This window comes from Microbispora sp. NPDC046973 (genome assembly GCF_040644495.1).
Classification (GTDB): Bacteria; Actinomycetota; Actinomycetes; order Streptosporangiales; family Streptosporangiaceae; genus Microbispora.
In genome coordinates, this window is record NZ_JBEYWQ010000020.1 from 65,282 (window position 1) to 82,927 (window position 17,646).

Annotated in this window: 15 protein-coding genes; 11 read left to right on the forward strand and 4 right to left on the reverse strand. The window is 72.4% G+C overall.

From position 1 onward, the window contains the following. Nucleotides 1-140: 140 nt before the first annotated feature. Nucleotides 141-1,448, reverse strand: a complete 1,308-nt coding sequence (locus ABZ860_RS30135) for a cytochrome P450 (RefSeq protein ID WP_357226398.1) — start codon at nucleotides 1,446-1,448, stop codon at nucleotides 141-143. 830 nt (nucleotides 1,449-2,278) lie between these two features. Here ABZ860_RS30135 and ABZ860_RS30140 point away from each other — a divergent pair. Together ABZ860_RS30140 and ABZ860_RS30145 are read left to right on the forward strand one after the other, a co-directional pair. Continuing rightward, nucleotides 2,279-3,400: a cellulose binding domain-containing protein gene (locus ABZ860_RS30140; protein WP_357226399.1), complete on the forward strand. Its 1,122-nt coding sequence runs from the start codon at nucleotides 2,279-2,281 to the stop codon at nucleotides 3,398-3,400. Between the two features lie 178 nt (nucleotides 3,401-3,578). Next, the gene (locus tag ABZ860_RS30145) at nucleotides 3,579-5,831 is read left to right on the forward strand and encodes a sialidase family protein (RefSeq protein WP_357226401.1); all 2,253 of its coding nucleotides are present in this window, start codon (nucleotides 3,579-3,581) and stop codon (nucleotides 5,829-5,831) included. Nucleotides 5,832-6,101: 270 nt separating this feature from the next. Here ABZ860_RS30145 and ABZ860_RS30150 read toward each other — a convergent pair whose 3' ends face one another. Beyond that, nucleotides 6,102-7,016 carry an SDR family oxidoreductase gene (locus ABZ860_RS30150; RefSeq protein WP_357226404.1) on the reverse strand — a complete coding sequence of 305 codons (915 nt, stop codon included), beginning with the start codon at nucleotides 7,014-7,016 and terminating at the stop codon, nucleotides 6,102-6,104. A 117-nt stretch (nucleotides 7,017-7,133) separates the two neighbouring features. Here ABZ860_RS30150 and ABZ860_RS30155 point away from each other — a divergent pair, with 117 nt between their 5' ends. Together ABZ860_RS30155 and ABZ860_RS30160 are read left to right on the forward strand one after the other, a co-directional pair. Beyond that, a complete protein-coding gene (locus ABZ860_RS30155) occupies nucleotides 7,134-7,346 on the forward strand; it encodes an EF-hand domain-containing protein (protein WP_142563672.1) in 213 nt (70 codons plus the stop codon). Between the two features lie 79 nt (nucleotides 7,347-7,425). Continuing rightward, a complete protein-coding gene (locus ABZ860_RS30160) occupies nucleotides 7,426-8,583 on the forward strand; it encodes a helix-turn-helix domain-containing protein (protein ID WP_357226406.1) in 1,158 nt (385 codons plus the stop codon). A gap of 10 nt (nucleotides 8,584-8,593) precedes the next feature. Here the strand turns inward: ABZ860_RS30160 and ABZ860_RS30165 are convergent, their stop codons facing one another. Further along, on the reverse strand, nucleotides 8,594-9,718 hold the full coding sequence (locus ABZ860_RS30165) for an FAD-dependent oxidoreductase (RefSeq protein WP_357226408.1): 1,125 nt from the start codon (nucleotides 9,716-9,718) through the stop codon (nucleotides 8,594-8,596). Between the two features lie 99 nt (nucleotides 9,719-9,817). Between ABZ860_RS30165 and ABZ860_RS30170 the strand changes: the two genes are divergently transcribed. The 7 genes from ABZ860_RS30170 (at nucleotide 9,818) to ABZ860_RS30200 (ending at nucleotide 16,259) form a co-directional block, all read left to right on the forward strand. Beyond that, nucleotides 9,818-10,471, forward strand: a complete 654-nt coding sequence (locus ABZ860_RS30170) for a helix-turn-helix domain-containing protein (protein WP_357226410.1) — start codon at nucleotides 9,818-9,820, stop codon at nucleotides 10,469-10,471. 202 nt (nucleotides 10,472-10,673) lie between these two features. Further along, nucleotides 10,674-11,840 (forward strand): homogentisate 1,2-dioxygenase domain-containing protein, encoded by a 1,167-nt coding sequence (locus ABZ860_RS30175; protein WP_357226412.1) that lies wholly within the window; start codon nucleotides 10,674-10,676, stop codon nucleotides 11,838-11,840. Next, nucleotides 11,837-12,928, forward strand: a complete 1,092-nt coding sequence (gene fahA / locus ABZ860_RS30180) for a fumarylacetoacetase (protein WP_357226567.1) — start codon at nucleotides 11,837-11,839, stop codon at nucleotides 12,926-12,928. Before ABZ860_RS30175 ends, fahA begins: the two co-directional genes overlap by 4 nt. 38 nt (nucleotides 12,929-12,966) lie before the next feature. Next, on the forward strand, nucleotides 12,967-14,148 hold the full coding sequence (locus ABZ860_RS30185; protein WP_357226415.1) for an Ig-like domain-containing protein: 1,182 nt from the start codon (nucleotides 12,967-12,969) through the stop codon (nucleotides 14,146-14,148). A gap of 46 nt (nucleotides 14,149-14,194) precedes the next feature. Then, nucleotides 14,195-14,626 carry a VOC family protein gene (locus ABZ860_RS30190; protein WP_357226417.1) on the forward strand — a complete coding sequence of 144 codons (432 nt, stop codon included), beginning with the start codon at nucleotides 14,195-14,197 and terminating at the stop codon, nucleotides 14,624-14,626. A gap of 104 nt (nucleotides 14,627-14,730) precedes the next feature. After that, on the forward strand, nucleotides 14,731-15,162 hold the full coding sequence (locus tag ABZ860_RS30195; RefSeq protein WP_357226418.1) for an NfeD family protein: 432 nt from the start codon (nucleotides 14,731-14,733) through the stop codon (nucleotides 15,160-15,162). A 2-nt stretch (nucleotides 15,163-15,164) separates the two neighbouring features. Next, nucleotides 15,165-16,259, forward strand: a complete 1,095-nt coding sequence (locus ABZ860_RS30200) for an SPFH domain-containing protein (protein WP_357226420.1) — start codon at nucleotides 15,165-15,167, stop codon at nucleotides 16,257-16,259. A 7-nt stretch (nucleotides 16,260-16,266) separates the two neighbouring features. Here ABZ860_RS30200 and ABZ860_RS30205 read toward each other — a convergent pair whose 3' ends face one another. Continuing rightward, the gene (locus ABZ860_RS30205; RefSeq protein ID WP_357226421.1) at nucleotides 16,267-17,646 is read right to left on the reverse strand and encodes an FAD-dependent monooxygenase; all 1,380 of its coding nucleotides are present in this window, start codon (nucleotides 17,644-17,646) and stop codon (nucleotides 16,267-16,269) included.

Here is a 17,646-nt window from a genome sequence, read left to right on the forward strand (position 1 = left end):
GTTGACAGGCCAACGCGAGACCGACCGTCCTGCCCTGATCCGCGGTCCTTTCGATCTCGTCGATCTGTATAGGCGACATGACACCCTTTCCAGCGGACGACCCTTCTCTCCTGCGTCCCGCCTCGCGCGGGCATCCGCGCCTAGGTCGTGCCGCGGGGGAGCAGACGCACCTCCACCCTCTCCTTCGGCCGGACGGAGCCCGCCGGGACGGCGGTGTACGGCCCCGGGTTCAGCAGGACCGGCCTGAACCTGCGCAGCAGGCAGGCGAGCAGGAGCGGCGCCTGCACGTAGAACAGGTGGAGCCCGAGGCACACGTGCGGACCGCCGCCGAACGGGAAGTAGGCGTAGCGGTGCCGGCGCTCCCGCGGCTCCTGCGTGAACCTCTCGGGGTCGAAGTCCAGGGGCCGATCCCAGAACTCGTCGAGCCGATGCGTGACGTACGGGCTGATCAGGACCTGTGAACCGGCCTCGACCCGGGTGCCGCCGATCTCGTCGGGGGCGACCACCATGCGCGGGAACATCCAGCCCGAGGGATACAGGCGCACGAGTTCCTGCAGCACGGCTTTCATGTACCGCAGCCGCGGCAGCTGCTCCGGATCGACGGGGTCCGTCCCGACGACCTCGTCCACCTCGTCGTACAGGCGGGCGGTCACGTCCGGATGCGCGTGGAGAAGCGGCCAGAGCCAGGTCAGCGCCGTCGCCGTGGTCTCCGCGGCCACGCCGTAGATGCTGACGAGGTCGTCGCGCATCTGCCGCTCGCCCGATCCGTCCCCCTGCGGGCCGCGGGCGCGGGCGAGCGCGGAGACGATGTGGCGGCCCTCCCCCGGATCACGCAGGGCCTGGCGGACCAGCGGCACCACGACGCTGTCGATCTCCTTCACGGCGCGCGCGAAGGCCCGGTCGCCGGGAACGGGCACCGAGTAGGGGATGAAGGGCATGAACAGCCGGAAGGTGAAGGACGACGCGGCGGTCGCGAACGCGGGAGCGAGCAGCTCGGCGTCCTTCAAGGGGATCGCGCCGCCGAACAGGACATGGATGACGGCGCGGTCGGCCATGCGGGCCAGTTCCTCGCCGATGTTCACCGGTCGCCCGTCCCGGGCCCGGGGCGTGAGCTCCTCGAGGTACTCCTCGAACGCCTCCACCATGCCGCGGGCCAGCGAGCCCACGTATCGCGCGGTGAACAGCGGCTGGAGGATCCTCCTGCTGGACTCCCAGCCAGGGCCGTCGCCGACGATGCTGTTTCCGGTCACCCGCTGCAGGGGTCTCCAGAACATGCCGTCGCGGACGTAGTTCGTCCAGTTGCCGCGCAGAACGTGCTGCACATGGTCGGGGTGGCTGACGAGGTACGGACGGAACGGCCCCAGATGGATTCGCATCACCTCACCCCGGGCCTGCCTGCCGAATTCGGCGAGCGCGTTCACGGGGTCGCGGAGGAGGCGGGGGAGCACGCGGCGGAGGGGAAGGGATCGAGGGGCGTCACTTGAGCGGAACCCGGTATCGGCAGACATCGCGGTTTGTCTCCCACCTGCTGGCAGCGCCCATGAACTCGCGGCGCACCGCAGCAGCGGCACCGTGATGCGCTTGGAAACCGCTGGTCGTGCTCGTGAGGGCGTGGGCGTGGATCACTTACTCGTCGCGGACCGGACAGTCGGCAGAGCCGACAAACTTCCCTCGCTCCCTCGCACCTCTTTCCTCGCCACGTGAGCCCTCTCGGCCTCTCTGGCGTCACTTCGGGCAGTATCACATGATCCAATCGGATTGATCAACGTTGCAGGTCAGTGACACTTTTATGCCGGTGTGGCCCTAGATGCGGCGATAGGCAGATTTGTCGCTAGAGACGGTTTTGACGGGCCAAGAAAAGGGAAAGGCCGGGCCTCACGGCCCGGCCCCTCACGACGCGTCGTTCAGGCGTGGCTGGTCACCAGCAGCGCGATGCCCACGAGGATGACGATGGGGATCAGCCACACCACGACCTCGCCGAGGAACTCCTTGTACATGGGGACCGAATCCTCTCGGTGACGTGCGGAAAGTTAATCCCGAGCAGCATATTCGCTCGTGCCCGGCGGTGGAACACGGCACCGTCCCCCTCGCCGGGCACGGCAGCGGCCGGTGTGCCGGCGGAGGCCTACGGGCCGGAAGCGACGCCCGCCCGCGCCGCGGTCATCGGATGAACCGTACATGCGTTCCCGCTGGTCAGGGCTTCTTCCGCGCCTCGTCCCTGGGCCGGGCGGCCGGCCGCTCTCTAGCATCGCGCCGGACAGCACGAGGGAGAGGCGCGATGTCGAAGAGAAATGCGATGCTGGCGGCCCTGCTCGTGGTGCTCGGGCTGCTCGTCGCCCGGCCCGCCGAGGCGGCCGCGGTGCGGATCATGCCTTTGGGCGACTCGATCACCGGATCGCCCGGCTGCTGGCGGGCCCTGTTGTGGAACAAGCTGCAGAACGGCGGCTTCACCAACATCGACATGGTGGGGACGCTGCCCGCCCAGGGGTGCGGGGTGCCGTACGACGGCGACAACGAGGGCCACGGCGGCTTCCTCGTCACGAACGTCGCCGACCAGAACCAGCTCCCGGCCTGGCTCTCGGCGACCCGTCCCGACATCGTGATGATGCACTTCGGCACCAACGACGTGTGGAGCAACAAGCCCACCGACACGATCCTCGCGGCCTACGGCAAGCTCGTCGACCAGATGCGGGCGAGCAACCCGAACATGAGGATCCTGGTCGCCCAGATCATCCCGATGAACCCGAGCACCTGCCCCGAGTGCGCCCAGCGGGCCGTCGCCCTGAACAGCGCGATCCCGGGCTGGGCCGCCGCGAAGACCACGGCGGCCTCTCCGATCGTTGTCGTCGACCAGTGGACCGGCTTCAGCACGAGCACCGACACCTACGACGGCGTGCACCCCAACGACAGCGGCAACCAGAAGATGGCGGACAAGTGGTACCCCGCCCTGTCGGCGCTGCTCGGCGGCGCCCAGCCGTCCCCCAGCCCGAGCCCCAGCACCAGCCCGACCCGCAGCCCCAGCCCCAGCCCTTCGCCGACCCGGTCGCCTTCCCCGTCGCCCTCTCCCTCCCCTTCCCCCTCGCCCTCGTCCGGCCCCTCGGGCTGCAGCGCCACCTACACGATCACCAACCAGTGGGGCGGCGGCTTCCAGGGTGAGGTCACGGTCAAGAACACCGGCACCGCTCCCATCAGCGGCTGGACCGTGACCTGGACCTTCGCCAACGGGCAGCAGGTCACCCAGGCGTGGGGCGGCAAGGCCACGCAGAGCGGGGCGAGCGTGACCGTGAAGAACGAGAGCTGGAACGGCTCCCTCAGCGCCGGCGCGAGCACCACCTTCGGCTTCATCGCCTCCTGGAACTCCGCCAACCCCGTCCCCACGCCCGCCTGCGCGGCCCCCTGACCTCGATCGGGCCGGCCGTCATCGGCGCGGGCGGCCCGCCCGGCAGGCGTGCGTCCCCCGGTCCCCCGGTGCCCCCTATGCGGGCCCGGGGGACGCGCGCTTACGGCCGGATGCACATGTTCCGAACTGTTCGTGACAGCGGCCTCCGTGCGGCCTCCGGCCGTGTTCCCTGGTGCGGGTGACCCCCTCTGACCGGTCGTGGCCGGATATCGACGTGGTCGGCGCCGCCGTCCGCGACCCCGTCACCGTTTACGGCGGCCCCGTGCTCGACGGCACCGTGCTCGACGGCACCGTGCTCGACGGCACCGGCTCTGGGCGCGAGCTCGCCCACGAGGGCAACCGGGTTCCCGACGTCGCCGCCCTCGACGCCCGCCGCCTCGTGGTCGCCTGGCGGGCCGGGGTGTCCGACCCGATGGACCCCTCCCCCACCGACCAGGGCGCGATCATGTACGCGCGGTCCGGGGACGGCGGCCGCACCTGGACCACCGGCACGCTCGCGGCGGACACCTCCACCCATCGCTACCACTACGTGGTGTTCCTCAAGGACGGCGACGCGCTGCTGGCGCTGCTCGGCCGGATCACGATCACCGCCGACCGCGACGCCGCGGGGAACGTCGACGGCTTCCCGGTGACGATGGTCGCCAGGAGGAGCACCGACGGTGGCCGCACCTGGGCCGACCACCCCGTCTCCGTCGCCGTGCCGCCCAACTCCCGTGGGGTCGTCGTGGCGGGCAGACCCCTCAGGCACGAGGGCGTCTGGCTGGTGCCGTACTGGCGGGCGGCGAACGGCACCACCAGGGCGGGCGTGCTGCGCTCGGCCGACCTGGTCACCTGGACGCCGGGCGCCCTGGCGGACAACCCGCCCGGCCTGTCCGTCGAGGAACCGCAGGTCGTCGTGGCCCAGGACGACCCGCACACCCTGCTCATGGTCGCACGCACCCTGCGCGGCGGCACCGCGGCGGACAAGGACGCCCACTACCGCACCCACGCCGCGTACGCCGCGACCGCGACCAGCACCGACGGCGGGCTGACCTGGTCCGCCTTCGCCGTGGACCCCGAACTGCCCAACTACTACGTCAAGACCTTCTTCACGAAGGACTCCCTCGATCGCTACCTGACCGTCTACAACACGCTGGCCGGGCCGTTCACCGGCCCCGCGTCCGCGAAGCCCGACCAGTATCGCGAGGTCCTCTACTACAAGGTCAGACGGCCGGGCACGCCGTGGGGCCCGGGGCGGCTGTTCGCCGACGGCAGCCGGCTCACCCGGGGCGCGGCCCGCGGCTGGGACGTCTACGCTTCGGGCGACGAGTACGAGCCGGGCCGGTTCTTCCTCGTCTGGGAGCACAACCAGATCGAGATCAAGCTCGCCCGCCTCGACCTGGCCGACGTCTTCACCGGCGTCGCTCCCGGCTGGGGCGGATGGACCATGAGCGGCGGCGCCCACGTCATCGGATCATCACGGGAAGCCGGCCCGGACCCGGCGGCCTCCTCCCCTGCCGACCCCCGCGGTCTGCGCCTGACCGCCGGGCGGATCAGCCGCCCGTACGGGCCGGCCGAGGGCTTCGTCCTGACCTTCCACGGCAGGGTGACGCGCTTCCCGCGCTCCGGCGACGGCCTGGCGATCGAGGTGAGCACGGGCACGCGCCTCCTCAGGATGGCCGTACGATCCGACGGCCCGCACGTCCTGACGGCGGACGGATGGGCGCCCGTCCACGGGATGGGTGACCGCTGGCGGGTGATCGTCGACGCGGCGGGCACCGCGACCGCACAGGCCGTCCCCCCTGCAGGCCCGCCGGGAGCGCGGTGGACCATCCCGGCGGCGGGCGGCCCGCCGGGCGTGTCGGTCGGCGGCGACGGGGAGGCCGTGCTGGAGCTGGTCGAGGTCACCGACCACGTGGCGGGCGGTTCCTGGGCGGGATGGGCACTCGACCGGGGAGCCACTCTCCTGGACGGCGGCCTGCGCCTGCGCAGCGCCACGAGCGGGGTCGTCTCGGCCGTGCTGCCCCTCGACGTGACCAGGGCGTGCGACTTCACCGTGGAGTTCCGCGGCCGGGTGATCGACGACAGCGCCCTGGACCCGCGGACCGGACACGGGGTCAGCCTCGGGACGAAGGTCGCCAACGGCGCCCGGCGGCTCATGCTGACGGTGCAGCGGGGCGGCGTGTGGACGATGACGAAGGGGTCCGGCACCTGGGAGAGGATCCTCACGCTCCCCGAGGCCGGGAGGCCCGCCACCTGGAAGGTGACCGTGGACAGCGCGGGAGTGGCCCGCCTGCACCGCGACGGCGCGGACACGGGCGCGACCTGGGTGGTGCCGGACAGCAGGCAGACGCCGCAGGTCGCGCACTGGGTGGCGGGGACGGCGGGCGGCAACGCGGCCGAGGCCCACATCGACTGGACGCTGGTCACGGCCACTATCGGCACCGGTTGATCGGCGCAGGCGGCCTCGCCGAGGCACCCCCGAACGTCGACTCCGCCGGCTCCCTCGCTCCCGCCGCTCCGCTCCGTGCCTCCCACCGCTGCGCTCCCTCGCCCCCGCCGCTGCGCTCCCTCGCCCCCGCCGCTGCGCTCCGCTCCCTCGCTCCCACCGCTCCGCTCCGTGCCTCCCGCCGCTGCGCTTCCTCGCTCCCGCGCCGCTGGCGCTTCTTGGCACATCCGGGAAGTGGGCGCCCCGCGCCCGCTGGAGAGCCGGACGGCCCTGTCAGCGGTAACCGGTGACGTCGGCGGGGCGGCCGGGGTCCTGGACCTCCACGAGATATCGCCAGCAGTCGGGGCGGCTGCCGTCCACGTCGGTGAAGCCGTACACCTGGGCCAGTTGGCCGCTGGACAGCGACTGCCCGTTCCAGCGGCTCACCTCCGGGTCGGCGGCGAGGGCCGTCACCGCGCGTCCGACGAAGGCCGGGCTCTCGGAGATCGCGAAGTGCGGCACTTGGGCCAGCGCGTCGCGCCAGTTGGCCTCCGTCACGCCGAAGTGCTCCAGCATGAGCTCCGAACGCAGCCAGCCGGGCGTGAGCGACACCGCGGTCGCGCCGTGCGGCGCCAGCTCCTTGGCCTGGGCGAACGCCATGCGGTTCACGGACGTCTTCGCGAGGTCGTAGAAGAACGAGACGCGGTAGTTGGCGGCGTTGTAGTCCGCCGTGCCGTCGGTGACCTCGACCACCAGCCCGCCCGGCCTGCGGATCAGCAGCGGCAGCGCGTAGTGGCTGGTGATGATGTGCGTGTCGATCGCCAGCCGCAGGATGCGCAGACCGTCGTCGAGCGAGTGCTCCCAGAGGCGGTCGTTCCAGCTGAACAGCAGCTCGCCGCCCCAGATGTCGTTGACCAGCACGTCGAGCGCGCCCTGCTCGGCGTCGATCCGCTCCACGAGGGCCCGCACCTGCTCGCGGTCGAGGTGGTCCACCGGCACGGCGATCCCCCGCCCGCCGGCGGCGGTCACCAGCTCGGCCGTCTCCTCGATCGTCTCCGGCCGGTTCATCTCCGAGCGCCGCTCGCGGGTGCTGCGGCCGGTCACGTAGACCGTCGCCCCCGCCGCGCCCAGCTCGACCGCGATGCCGCGTCCCGCGCCCCGTGTCGCCCCGGCGACCAGCGCGACCTTCCCCTCCAGGATGCTTGTCACAGACGGCATGGTGGCAGACGCCACCGACAAAAACGCGACGGGCGGCTTGGCCGCGATCCCTGGGGGCAGCGCGTGCTTTCAGCTAGGGTGCTGATCGCGATCCCGGAGGAGGACGGCATGAGCGAATATGCGGCGACTTTTCAACTTATCGACACCGACGGGGACGGGCGGATCTCCGCCGAGGAGCTCGTACGCCTGATGGAGGTGCTCGGCCGGCCGCTCACGCTGCAGGGGGCGCAGGGCGCGATCGACAGGGTCGACGCCGACCGCGACGGCCTGATCGACCTGGAGGAGTTCGGCGCCTGGCTGAGCAGCGCCGAGCAGCGTTGAGCGGCGCCGAAGGGACCTTGAGCAGTGCCGAGCGGGCGTTGAGCGCGCGCTGAAGGGCGACGACGAGTTCTGGGGCGCGGTGCCGGCGGGCGTCGCGAGGCTGCTGCGTCCCCGCATCGGCGACGTCGCGGACCGGATGATCGCGGAGATCCAGCGGCGGGTGCCCGAATACGCCCGCCCGGAGGACGAGGTCTACATCAAGGTCCTGCGGCTGTCGGTCAACCAGGCGCTGCAGGGGTTTCTGGAACGCATCGAGAACCCGCGCGCGCCGTGGGACCCCGAGGTCTTCAGGACGATCGGCAGGGGCGAGGCCGCCGAGGGGCGCGACCTCGTGCCCTTCCAGACCGCGATGCGGCTGGGCGCGCGGGTGGCGTGGCGGCGGCTCACCGAGCAGTCCGAGCAGCTCGGCCTCGATCCGCGGACGCTGTACGACCTGGGCGAGGTCATCTTCGTCTACCTCGACCAGCTCGCCGACGCGGCCGCGGAAGGCTTCGCCGAGGCGCGGGCGCATGCGGCAGGCGAGATGGAGCGCCGCCGCCGGCGGCTGCTCGACCTGCTGCTCACCCGTCCCGCGGCCTCGCCGGAGGCCGTGGCCGACCTGGCCAGGGCGGCCGGCTGGCGGCTCCCCCGCACGGTCGCGGGGGTGGCCCTGGAGGAGCGCGACGGCGGTTCCCCCCTGCCGGTGCTGCCGCCGGACGTGCTGACCGGGCTCGACCGCAACGTCCCGTGTCTTGTGGTGCCGGACCCCGGCGGCCCCGGGCGGGTGCAGGCGCTGGAGAACGCCCTGCGCGGCTGGCGGGCCGCGATCGGCCCCGCCGTGCCGCTCGCCGCCGCCGCGAACTCGCTCGGCTGGGCCAGGGAGGCCCTCGACCTCGGCACCCGCGGCGTCCTGCCCCGGCGGGGACTGCTGCGCTGCGCCGACCACATGGCCACGCTGGTCGTCTTCAAGGACGAGGACCTCGTGGCCGCCCTGGCGGAGGTGCGCCTCGCGCCCCTCGCCCACCTGCGCCAGAGCCAGCAGGACCGCCTCGCAGAGACCCTGCTCGCCTGGCTGCGGCACGGCCGGGGCGTCGCCGAGGTCGCCGCGGCGCTCCACGTCCACCCGCAGACCGTGCGCTATCGCCTGCGCCAGATCGAGCAGCTGTACGGCGACGCGCTCGCCGACCCCGACGTCCGGTTCGAGCTGGAGATCGTCCTGCGCGTCCGCCAGGCCCGCCAGAACCCGCCTGACGCCTAGGTGTACTCCCCTAGGGAGTCGTGCCGCCGCTGGTGCGCAGGCCCCGGGCCACCGGCCGCTCGTGCAGGCCGAACCGCGCCTCCGGCTCCCGCGCGCCGTCGAGGATCTCCGCGACGTATCCCGCCAGGGCCGGGGCGTGCTTGAAGCCGTGCCCGGACTCTCCGCCGAGCAGCCAGACGCCGTCGTCGATCTCAGCGATGATCCATTCGGCGTTCCTGGTAAGCGCGTACTGGCAGACCTGGCTGAACACCACCGGCGCGCCCACCAGTGAAGGGAACCGCCTGGCCAGGTAGGCGCGCGCCTGCTCCTCGGTGTGCCGCAGCACCCGCCTGCCGCCGCTCTCCGGGTCGTACGGCTCGCCCTCGGCGTCGCCGGTGACCTTCATGCCCATGCCGTCCAGGTCGCCGTGCCCGTACGCCGACAGGTCGTAGTCGCAGAACGCGGGCAGCGGCGGCGTGGTCCAGTCCCTGGGCACCCCGAAGTGGAAGGTGTCCTGCCGCGTCACCTCGACGTGTCCCGCCTCGTGCGGGAACAGCCGCGGCAGCCACGCGCCGCACGCCCACACCACGCGGTCGGCCGTCAGCACCTCGCCGTCCGCCACGACCCCGGCCCCTCGTCCGTACGGCACGGCCCGGGCGCGGACCTGCCTCACGCCGGCCGCGCCGGCCAGGCGCGCGGTCGCCTGCGTCGCGCGCCGGGCCCGCAGCACTCCGGCGTGCGGCTCCCACAGCACGAAGGCGAGGTCGTCGCCCCGCAGGCCGGGGAAGCGCCGTGCCGCCTCCGCCGGGTCGAGCAGCTCGCAGGGGATGTCCAGCCGTTCGAGCACCCGGGCGCTGCGCGTCTCCCAGCCGTCCGGGTCGCGGGCGAACCACATCAGTCCCGACTCGACGTACAGCTCCTCGCCGGTCCTTTCCTCCAGCCGGCGCCAGGCGTCGCGGGCCTGCCAGGCCAGCCGGGGATACCAGTCGTCGGAGCCGTGCGCGCAGCGCAGCAGGCGGGTCTCCCCGGCGCTGGCCTGGCGCACGTGACCCGGCGCGTACTGCTCGACGAGCGTCACCCGCCAGCCCTCGTCGGCCAGCCGCAGCGCCAGCGACGCCCCCCAGATCCCCGCGCCCACCACGATCGCCGACTTCATCCACCGCTCCTTGATCGCGGACCGAAACCTGCATCCGACGTAGGCTACGTCGGATGCGGGTTTCGCCTACAGGCGCACCGGTGCGGCGATAATCAAGACATGATGGCGGCCGAATCGGCGCAGACGCTCGAACGGGGCCTACGGCTGTTGCGGCTGCTCGCCGACGCGAACCGGGGTCGCACGCCGACCGAGCTCGCCCAGGAGCTGGGCCTGAGCCGGCCGATCGTCTACCGGCTCCTGACGACCCTGCAGGCCGAGGGCTTCGCCCGGCGGGACGCGCACGGCCGCGTGCATCTGGGCTTCGGGGTGCTCGTGCTGGCCCAGGCCGTGCATCCGCTGCTGCGGGCGGCCGCGCTGCCCGCGCTGCGCGCGCTCGCGGAGCAGGCGGGGGCGACCGCGCACCTGACCGTGGCCGAGGGCGACGAGGGGTTGGCGGTCGCGGTGGTCGAGCCGTCGTGGACCGACTTCCACGTCGCCTACCGCGAGGGCTCGCGTCATCCGCTGACGCGCGGGGCGGCCGGGCTGGCGCTGCTCGCGCTGCGCGAGGGCCGCATGGAGCCGCCGCTGCACACAAGCACCGGACACCTCCAGGAGGGCGCGCAGGGCATCGCCGCGCCGATCTCCGGCCTGCCGTGGCTGGAGGCGTCCGTCGGCGTGGTCAGCTTCGCCGACCTCGACGCGGACAAGGTGGGCCCGCTGGTCCTGGAGGCCGCAGACCGCCTCACGTCCGCCCTGTCCGAGCCTCCGCGCTGACCGTCGCCACTTCAGCAGCCGGGGCTCGGCGACGTCCGTGTTCGCGTCGATCTCCGGCCAGGAACGCGATCGGCGATCGTGACCGCGCCTGACGGTGGCCGAGCGCTTGACATTCCCGGCGGCATGGCGAATCGTCGTACATATATAGGACATCAGCGTCCGGTTAACGGACACGGTTGGGCGAACACACAGGGGAGGCGTCATGCCGTACTACCGGGTGGTCGGCGAGGTGCCGCGCAAGCGCCACGTGCAGTTCCGCGCACCCGACGGCGGGCTGTACAAGGAGGAGCTCATGGGAGAGGAGGGCTTTTCCTCCGACTCCTCGCTGCTCTACCACCGCCACGCGCCGACCGCCATCGTCAAGGCCGAGGCCGTGGACGCGGGAGCGCCCGGCCTCACGCCCAACCTGCCGCTGTCCCCACGCCATTTCCGCACCCAGGACCTGACGCCCGACGGCGACCTGGTCTCCGGGCGGATGCTGCTCGCCGGCAACTCCGACGTCCGCATCTCGTACGCGGCGACGCAGGCGCCCAGCGAGCTGTATCGCGACTCGATGGGCGACGAGTGCGTCTACATCGCGCGCGGCCGGGCCCGGTTCGAGTCGGCGTACGGCGCGCTCGACGTGGCCGAGGGCGACTACGTGGTGATCCCCACCGGGACGATCCACCGATGGGTGCCCGAGGGCCCGGTGGCCGCGCTGGTGATCGAGGCGGCCGGGCACATCAGGCCGCCGAAGCGCTACCTGTCCCAGTTCGGCCAGTTCCTGGAGCACGCGCCGTACTGCGAGCGCGACCTGCGCGCGCCGGCCGAGCCGCTGCTCGTGGATGGGGAGGAGGTCCCGGTCCTGGTCAGGACGCGGGGCGGGCTGACCCGGCTGACCTACGCCCACCATCCCTTCGACGTGGTGGGCTGGGACGGCTGCCTCTACCCGTACGCGTTCAACATCCAGGACTTCGAGCCGATCGTGAAGCGCACCCACGCGCCGCCGCCGGTCCACCAGACCTTCGAGGGCCCGGGCTTCGTCGTCTGCTCGTTCTGCCCCCGGCCGCTGGACTTCCATCCCGAGGCCGTGCCGATCCCGTACAACCACCACAACGTGGACTCCGACGAGTTCATGTTCTACGTGGGCGGCGACTACACGGCCAGGAAGGGATCGGGCATCGACGTCGGCTCGATCTCGCTGCACCCGGCCGGCTTCACGCACGGCCCGCAGCCGGGCGCGGTGGAGGCCGCCGTCGAGGCGGTGCGCCAGGGGCACACCGAGACGACCGAGATGGCCGTCATGATCGACACGTTCCGCCCGCTCGACCTCGGCCAGGCCGCCCTCGCGTGCGAGGACACCGGCTACGCGTGGACGTGGGCGAGATGAGCTTCGGGCTCGACAACCTGCCGTACGGGGTGTTCTCCCGGCCCGGCGAGCCCCGCAGGGTCGGCGTCCGGGTCGGGGACCAGGTGCTCGACCTGGCGGCCGCCCTCGGCGGGGACGTTTACGCGGCGCCCAGCCTCAACCCGCTGCTGGCCCTGGGCCGTGCGGCCTGGCAGGAGACGCGGGCGCGGGTGCGCGAGGCGGCGGCCACGGGCGACCACCTGATCCCGCTGGCGGAGGTGACCCTGCACCTGCCGGTCGAGGTGGCCGACTACGTGGACTTCTACGCCTCACTGGAGCACGCGTCGAACCTCGGGCGGATCTTCCGGCCGGACGACGAGCCGCTGAAGCAGAACTGGCGGCACCTGCCCGTCGGCTACCACGGGCGGGCGGGCACCGTCGTCGTCTCGGGGACGCCGATCAGGCGGCCGTGCGGGCAGCGGCCGTCGTTCGGCCCGTCGCAGAAGCTCGACATCGAGGCGGAGGTCGGCTTCGTCGTCGGGGTGCCGACGCGGCTCGGCGAGCGCGCCGGCGCGTTCGAGGACCACGTCTTCGGGGTGGCGCTCGTCAACGACTGGAGCGCCCGCGACATCCAGGCGTGGGAGTACGTCCCGCTCGGGCCGTTCCTGGGCAAGTCGTTCGCCACCTCGATGTCCGCGTGGATCACGCCGCTCGACGCCCTGGAGGAGGCCAGGGTCGAGGGCCGGTCGCAGGAACCGGAACCGCTCGCCTACCTTCGCAGGCAGGCGCCCTGGGGGCTCGACCTCACCCTGCACGTCGAACTGAACGGCGAGACGGTCTCGACGCCGTCGTTCCGCGACATGTACTGGACGCCCGACCAGATGCTCGCCCACATGACCGTGAACGGCGCCGGTCTTCGCACCGGCGACCTGTTCGCGAGCGGCACGGTCTCGTCCCCCGGGCAGCCCGGCTCGCTGATCGAGCTGACCTGGAACGGCGCGGAGCCGGTCGAACTTCCCGGCGAGACCCGGACCTTCCTGGAGGACGGCGACACCGTCACGATCACGGCGTGGACCTCCCACGGGATCAGCCTCGGCGAGGTCTCGGGAAGGATCCTTCCGGCGACTTAGCGTGTTCCCGCCGTCACCGCTCGCTATCTTGGGTGCCCGTGAAGCCACGCACCCTGCCTCCCGCCGCCCGCGCCCTGCTCACGGCGCTGCTCGTGGCCTGTCCCACGCTTGCCGCGGGCTGCGCCGTACGCGTGCCACCCGCGCCGCGCATCACGATCAGCCCGGCCTCCGGCGCCGTGGCCGTCGCGCCGGAGGCGGGGCTGGTCGTGAGGGCGGAGGGCGGCAGGCTGACCAGCGTGCTGGCGTTCGCGGGGCGCGACCCGGTGCCCGGCGCCTTCGACCCGGCCCGCTCGGTGTGGCGGTCGTCGTGGACGCTGCGTCCCGGCACGCAGTATGTCGTCAACGCCGTCGCGACCGGGCCCCAGAATGTCACCGCCCAGGTCGCGGGCCGGTTCCGCACGCTCACCCCGCGCCGTGAGGTCGCCGTCGCCACGATCGTCCCGTCCGACGGGGAGACCGTCGGGGTCGGCATGCCGATCATCGTGACGTTCACCGGACCGGTCGAGGACCGCGCGGCGGTCGAGCGGGCGCTGGTGGTCCGCGGCCCGGCCGAGGGCGCCTGGCACTGGGCGAGCTCCACCCAGGTCGTCTACCGCCCGCGGAAGTGGTGGCCGGCCGGCGGCGAGGTGCGCGTCACCGCCCATCTCGCCGGTGTCCGCGCCGCCCCCGGCACGTACGGCGCCGCCGACCGAAGCGTGGCCTTCACCGTGGGACGGGCCATGGTCAGCACGGTCGACACCCGCACCCACCAGATGGTGGTGCGGCAGGACGGCAGGGTGGCCCAGCGCATGCCGATCAGCGCCGGCATGGCGACCACCAGGGAGTACACGACCACGAGCGGGATCCACCTGACGATGGACAAGGGCAACCCCGTCCGCATGGTCTCGCCCGGCCGCCGCAAGGGCGAGCCCGGCTACTACGACAAGCTCATCGACTACGCCGTGCGGATCTCCAACAGCGGCGAGTACGTCCACGCGCTGGACAACGTGTGGGCGCAGGGCCGGGCCAACGTCAGCCACGGCTGCGTCAACGCCCGCCCCGACCAGGCGCGATGGTTCTACGAGCACGCGCTGCGCGGCGATCCCGTCATCGTCACCGGCACCACGCGCGACCTGGAGTGGAACAACGGCTGGGGCTACTGGCAGCTCTCCTGGCCCCGGTGGCTGGCCGGCAGCGCCCTCCGGCACGGCGTCGCCGAGGCTCCTTCCGCCGCCTCTTGACAGAGGTGGCCACCCTCAAGTCAGCTTCCTGCATTACGGTCGAGTCATGGCAGTAGCAATCGATTTGACCCTTTACTGCGAGAACGCGCGGCTCCTCGCCGAGTTCTGGAAGACGGCACTCGGCTACGTCGACGAGATCCCGGCGGCTCGGTACGCGACCAGTGAGGAGTCGTTCGCGCGGTCCGACCTGCCGGCCGGCGGCGCCGAGGACGACGGCGCCTGCCTCTGCGACCCCGAAGGGGTCGGCCCCCGGCTCTCCATCTTCCGGGTCCCCGAGCGGAAGACGGCGGAAAACCGGCTCCACATCGACGTCCGCGTGCCGGGAGACGGCACGGCAGCCGACCGGTGGGAGCGGATCAGGGCGGAGGCCGCCCGGCTGGTGCGCGCCGGCGGCACGATCCTGGAGGCGTTCGACGACCACATCCTGATGGCCGACCCGGAGGGCAACGAGTTCCGCGTCACCGCGTCCCCTGTGTGAGAGCCGGTGGGAGACACGGCTCTCTGGGAGACCGGGGCCGTACGCGTTAGGTTTGAGGAGGAACCGGACCCGAGCCGTGTTCGTTCATTGCTATGGAGGCGGCAATGGACTCCTGGATCGTATGGCTCATCCTGGCGGCGGCGCTGGGTGTAGCGGAGATCTTCACACTCACCGCGGCGCTGGGGCTGCTGTCCGTCGCGGCCCTGCTCACGACCGCGGTCGCGGCCGTCGGGCTGCCGCCCGCGATCCAGCTCGCCGTCTTCGTCGTCGCCTCCGCCGCCGGCCTCGCCGGGGTGCGCCCGATCGCGCTCCGGCACATCAAGCAGCCGCCGCCGAAGCGTTTCGGCGTGTCCGCGCTGATCGGCAAGCCCGCGTACGTGACCAGGGAGGTCACCGGCAGGGACGGCCGGGTGCGGATCGGCGGCGAGGAGTGGTCGGCCCGTGCCTACGACGAGACGCTCGTGATCCCGCCGGGGGCCACGGTCGACGTCATAGAGATCGAGGGCGCCACCGCCCTCGTCTATCCCCGGGAGTGAGCATGGACGGAGCACTGATCGCCGGAATCGTCATCGCGCTCGTCGCGATCCTGACGGTGCTGCGGGCGGTCCGGATCGTGCCCCAGGCCAGAGCCGGCAACGTCGAGCGCCTGGGCAGGTACTACCGCACGCTGGGCCCCGGCCTGAACTTCGTCATCCCCTACATCGACCGGGTCCGTCCGCTGCTGGACCTGCGCGAGCAGGTGGTGTCGTTCAAGCCGCAGCCGGTCATCACCGAGGACAACCTCGTCGTGGACATCGACACGGTGCTGTATTTCCAGGTCACCGATCCCCGGGCGGCGGAGTACGAGATCGCCAACTTCATCCAGGGCGTCGAGCAGCTCACGGTGACGACGCTGCGCAACGTGGTCGGCGGCATGGACCTGGAGAAGACGCTCACCTCTCGCGACATGATCAACAGCCAGCTGCGCGGCGTGCTGGACGAGGCCACCGGCAAGTGGGGCATCCGGGTCAACCGGGTCGAGATCAAGGCGATCGACCCGCCGAAGACCATCAAGGACGCCATGGAGAAGCAGATGCGCGCCGAGCGGGACAAGCGCGCGGCGATCCTCACGGCCGAGGGCCAGCGGCAGTCGCAGATCCTCACGGCCGAGGGTGAGAAGCAGAGCGCGATCCTGCGCGCCGAAGGCGAGCGGACCTCCCAGATCCTCAAGGCCCAGGGGCAGTCGCAGGCGATCGACGAGGTGTTCCAGGCCGTGCACCGCAACGATCCCGACCCCAAGCTGCTCGCCTACCAGTACCTCCAGGTGCTGCCCCAGCTCGCCCAGGGCCAGGGCAACACGATGTGGGTGATCCCGAGCGAGGTCACCTCGGCGCTCAACACGCTGTCGAAGGCGTTCACCGAGTCGCTGCCCGCGAGCCGGGCCACCGTGACGGACGGCAGGGAGCACGAGCGGAGGGCGGCGGGCAGCGAGGCCGTCGCGGAGGCCGAGCGGGCCGCCGCCGAGGCCAAGGCGGCGGCCGAGGACAGCGAGCTGGGACCGCGCCAGATCGAGGCGGGCCGTCCCGGCCTCGGCGCGGACGGCGTTCCCAACCCCGACCCGGCCCACGCCGTACGCCCGGACGAGCAGCGGTAGCCCGGCCTCAGACCACGGCCAGGTAGGCGGCGAGCTCGTCGGCCGAGGACGTGGAGATCCCGACGTACCCGTCCGGCCTGACGAGGGTGTGCCGCTCGCCGCCGTACGGCTCGGCCGGCGCGTACGCCCGCACCTCGGGACCGCCGGGGACGTTCGGAGCGGGGTCGGGGGACAGCAGGGTGAAGTGCGGGCCCCGCAGCAGGTCGAACACGCGGGCCCGCGTCCCGTCCGCCAGCGGGAGCGGGCCGTCCGGCACCCGGTCGCCGCCGCGCCGGGCGAGCGAGCCGCCCCGGTAGCTCAGCGAGAGCTGGTAGGTCTCCTCGCCGCGTCTGTAGGACTTCTTGTCGGCGAGATCCACGCTGAGGCCGAGCACCCGGGCGGCGACGGGCCTGCGCTCCTCCTCGTAGGTGTCCAGCAGCGCCTCCGGCGCGCCCGCGAGCACCCGGGCAAGCTTCCAGCCCAGGTTGTAGGCGTCCTGGACGCCGGTGTTGAGCCCCTGCCCGCCCGCCGGCGGGTGCACGTGGACGGCGTCCCCGGCCAGGAAGACCCGGCCGGACCGGTAGCGGTCGGCGAGGCGGATGTTCACCCGATAGAGGGAGGACCACAGCAGCTCGGTCAGGCGCACCCGGCGCAGCATGGACCTCTCTGCGAGGATCCGCTGATATCCGGGCAACGTCCGCTCCGGCGCGACCCCCGGCTTCAGCGAGGCGAGCATCTGGAAGGTGTCGGTGCCGGCCATCGGGTAGAGCGCCACCATCCCCCTGCCCGGCCGCACCCAGACGTGGATGTGGTCCCGGTCGAGCCCCTCGACGCGTACGTCGGCGAGGGCCATCCGCTCCTCCTCGCGGGTTTCGCCGGTGAAGCCGATGCCGAGGGCCTTGCGCACCGGGCTCCTGCCGCCGTCCGCCGCGACCAGGTAACGCGCCCGAAGGGTCTCCCCCGTGCCGAGCACGGCGGTCACCCCGTCCGCGTCCTGCTCGAAGCCGGTCAGCGCGCTGCTCTGCTCCACCTTCCCGCCCAGCCCGGCCAGGCGCTCGCGCAGCACCGCCTCGGTGCGCCACTGCGGGTGCATCAGCACCGTCGGGTACGGCACCGCGTCCGTGGCCGCGGCGGCTTTGTGCATCCGGGCCCGCCAGATCGGCACCGCGCCCATCCTGACCCGCAACGGCGGGTAGGGCGTCGCCGCCTCCAGGATCGGGCCGATCACCCCGAGGTCGTCGAAGACCTCCTGCGTACGCGGTTGCAGGCCCTTGCCCTTCGAGCCGGCCGCGGGCTCGGGCGCCTGGTCGACGATGCGGAAGGCGACGCCCCTGCGGGCCAGGTCCACGGCGAGGGTGAGCCCGGTCGGACCGGCTCCGGCGATCAGTACGTCCGTGTTCTCATGCAT

What these genes read in the sequence shown, in the direction of transcription:
- ABZ860_RS30140 (WP_357226399.1), top strand. Translation starts at nt 2,279, where the DNA reads ATGTCGAAGAGAAATGCGATGCTGGCGGCCCTGCTCGTGGTGCTCGGG.
- ABZ860_RS30155 (WP_142563672.1), top strand. Translation starts at nt 7,134, where the DNA reads ATGAGCGAATATGCGGCGACTTTTCAACTTATCGACACCGACGGGGAC.
- ABZ860_RS30165 (WP_357226408.1), bottom strand. Translation starts at nt 9,718, where the DNA reads ATGAAGTCGGCGATCGTGGTGGGCGCGGGGATCTGGGGGGCGTCGCTG.
- ABZ860_RS30170 (WP_357226410.1), top strand. Translation starts at nt 9,818, where the DNA reads ATGATGGCGGCCGAATCGGCGCAGACGCTCGAACGGGGCCTACGGCTG.
- ABZ860_RS30175 (WP_357226412.1), top strand. Translation starts at nt 10,674, where the DNA reads ATGCCGTACTACCGGGTGGTCGGCGAGGTGCCGCGCAAGCGCCACGTG.
- fahA (WP_357226567.1), top strand. Translation starts at nt 11,837, where the DNA reads ATGAGCTTCGGGCTCGACAACCTGCCGTACGGGGTGTTCTCCCGGCCC.
- ABZ860_RS30190 (WP_357226417.1), top strand. Translation starts at nt 14,195, where the DNA reads ATGGCAGTAGCAATCGATTTGACCCTTTACTGCGAGAACGCGCGGCTC.
- ABZ860_RS30195 (WP_357226418.1), top strand. Translation starts at nt 14,731, where the DNA reads ATGGACTCCTGGATCGTATGGCTCATCCTGGCGGCGGCGCTGGGTGTA.
- ABZ860_RS30200 (WP_357226420.1), top strand. Translation starts at nt 15,165, where the DNA reads ATGGACGGAGCACTGATCGCCGGAATCGTCATCGCGCTCGTCGCGATC.
- ABZ860_RS30205 (WP_357226421.1), bottom strand. Translation starts at nt 17,646, where the DNA reads ATGCATGAGAACACGGACGTACTGATCGCCGGAGCCGGTCCGACCGGG.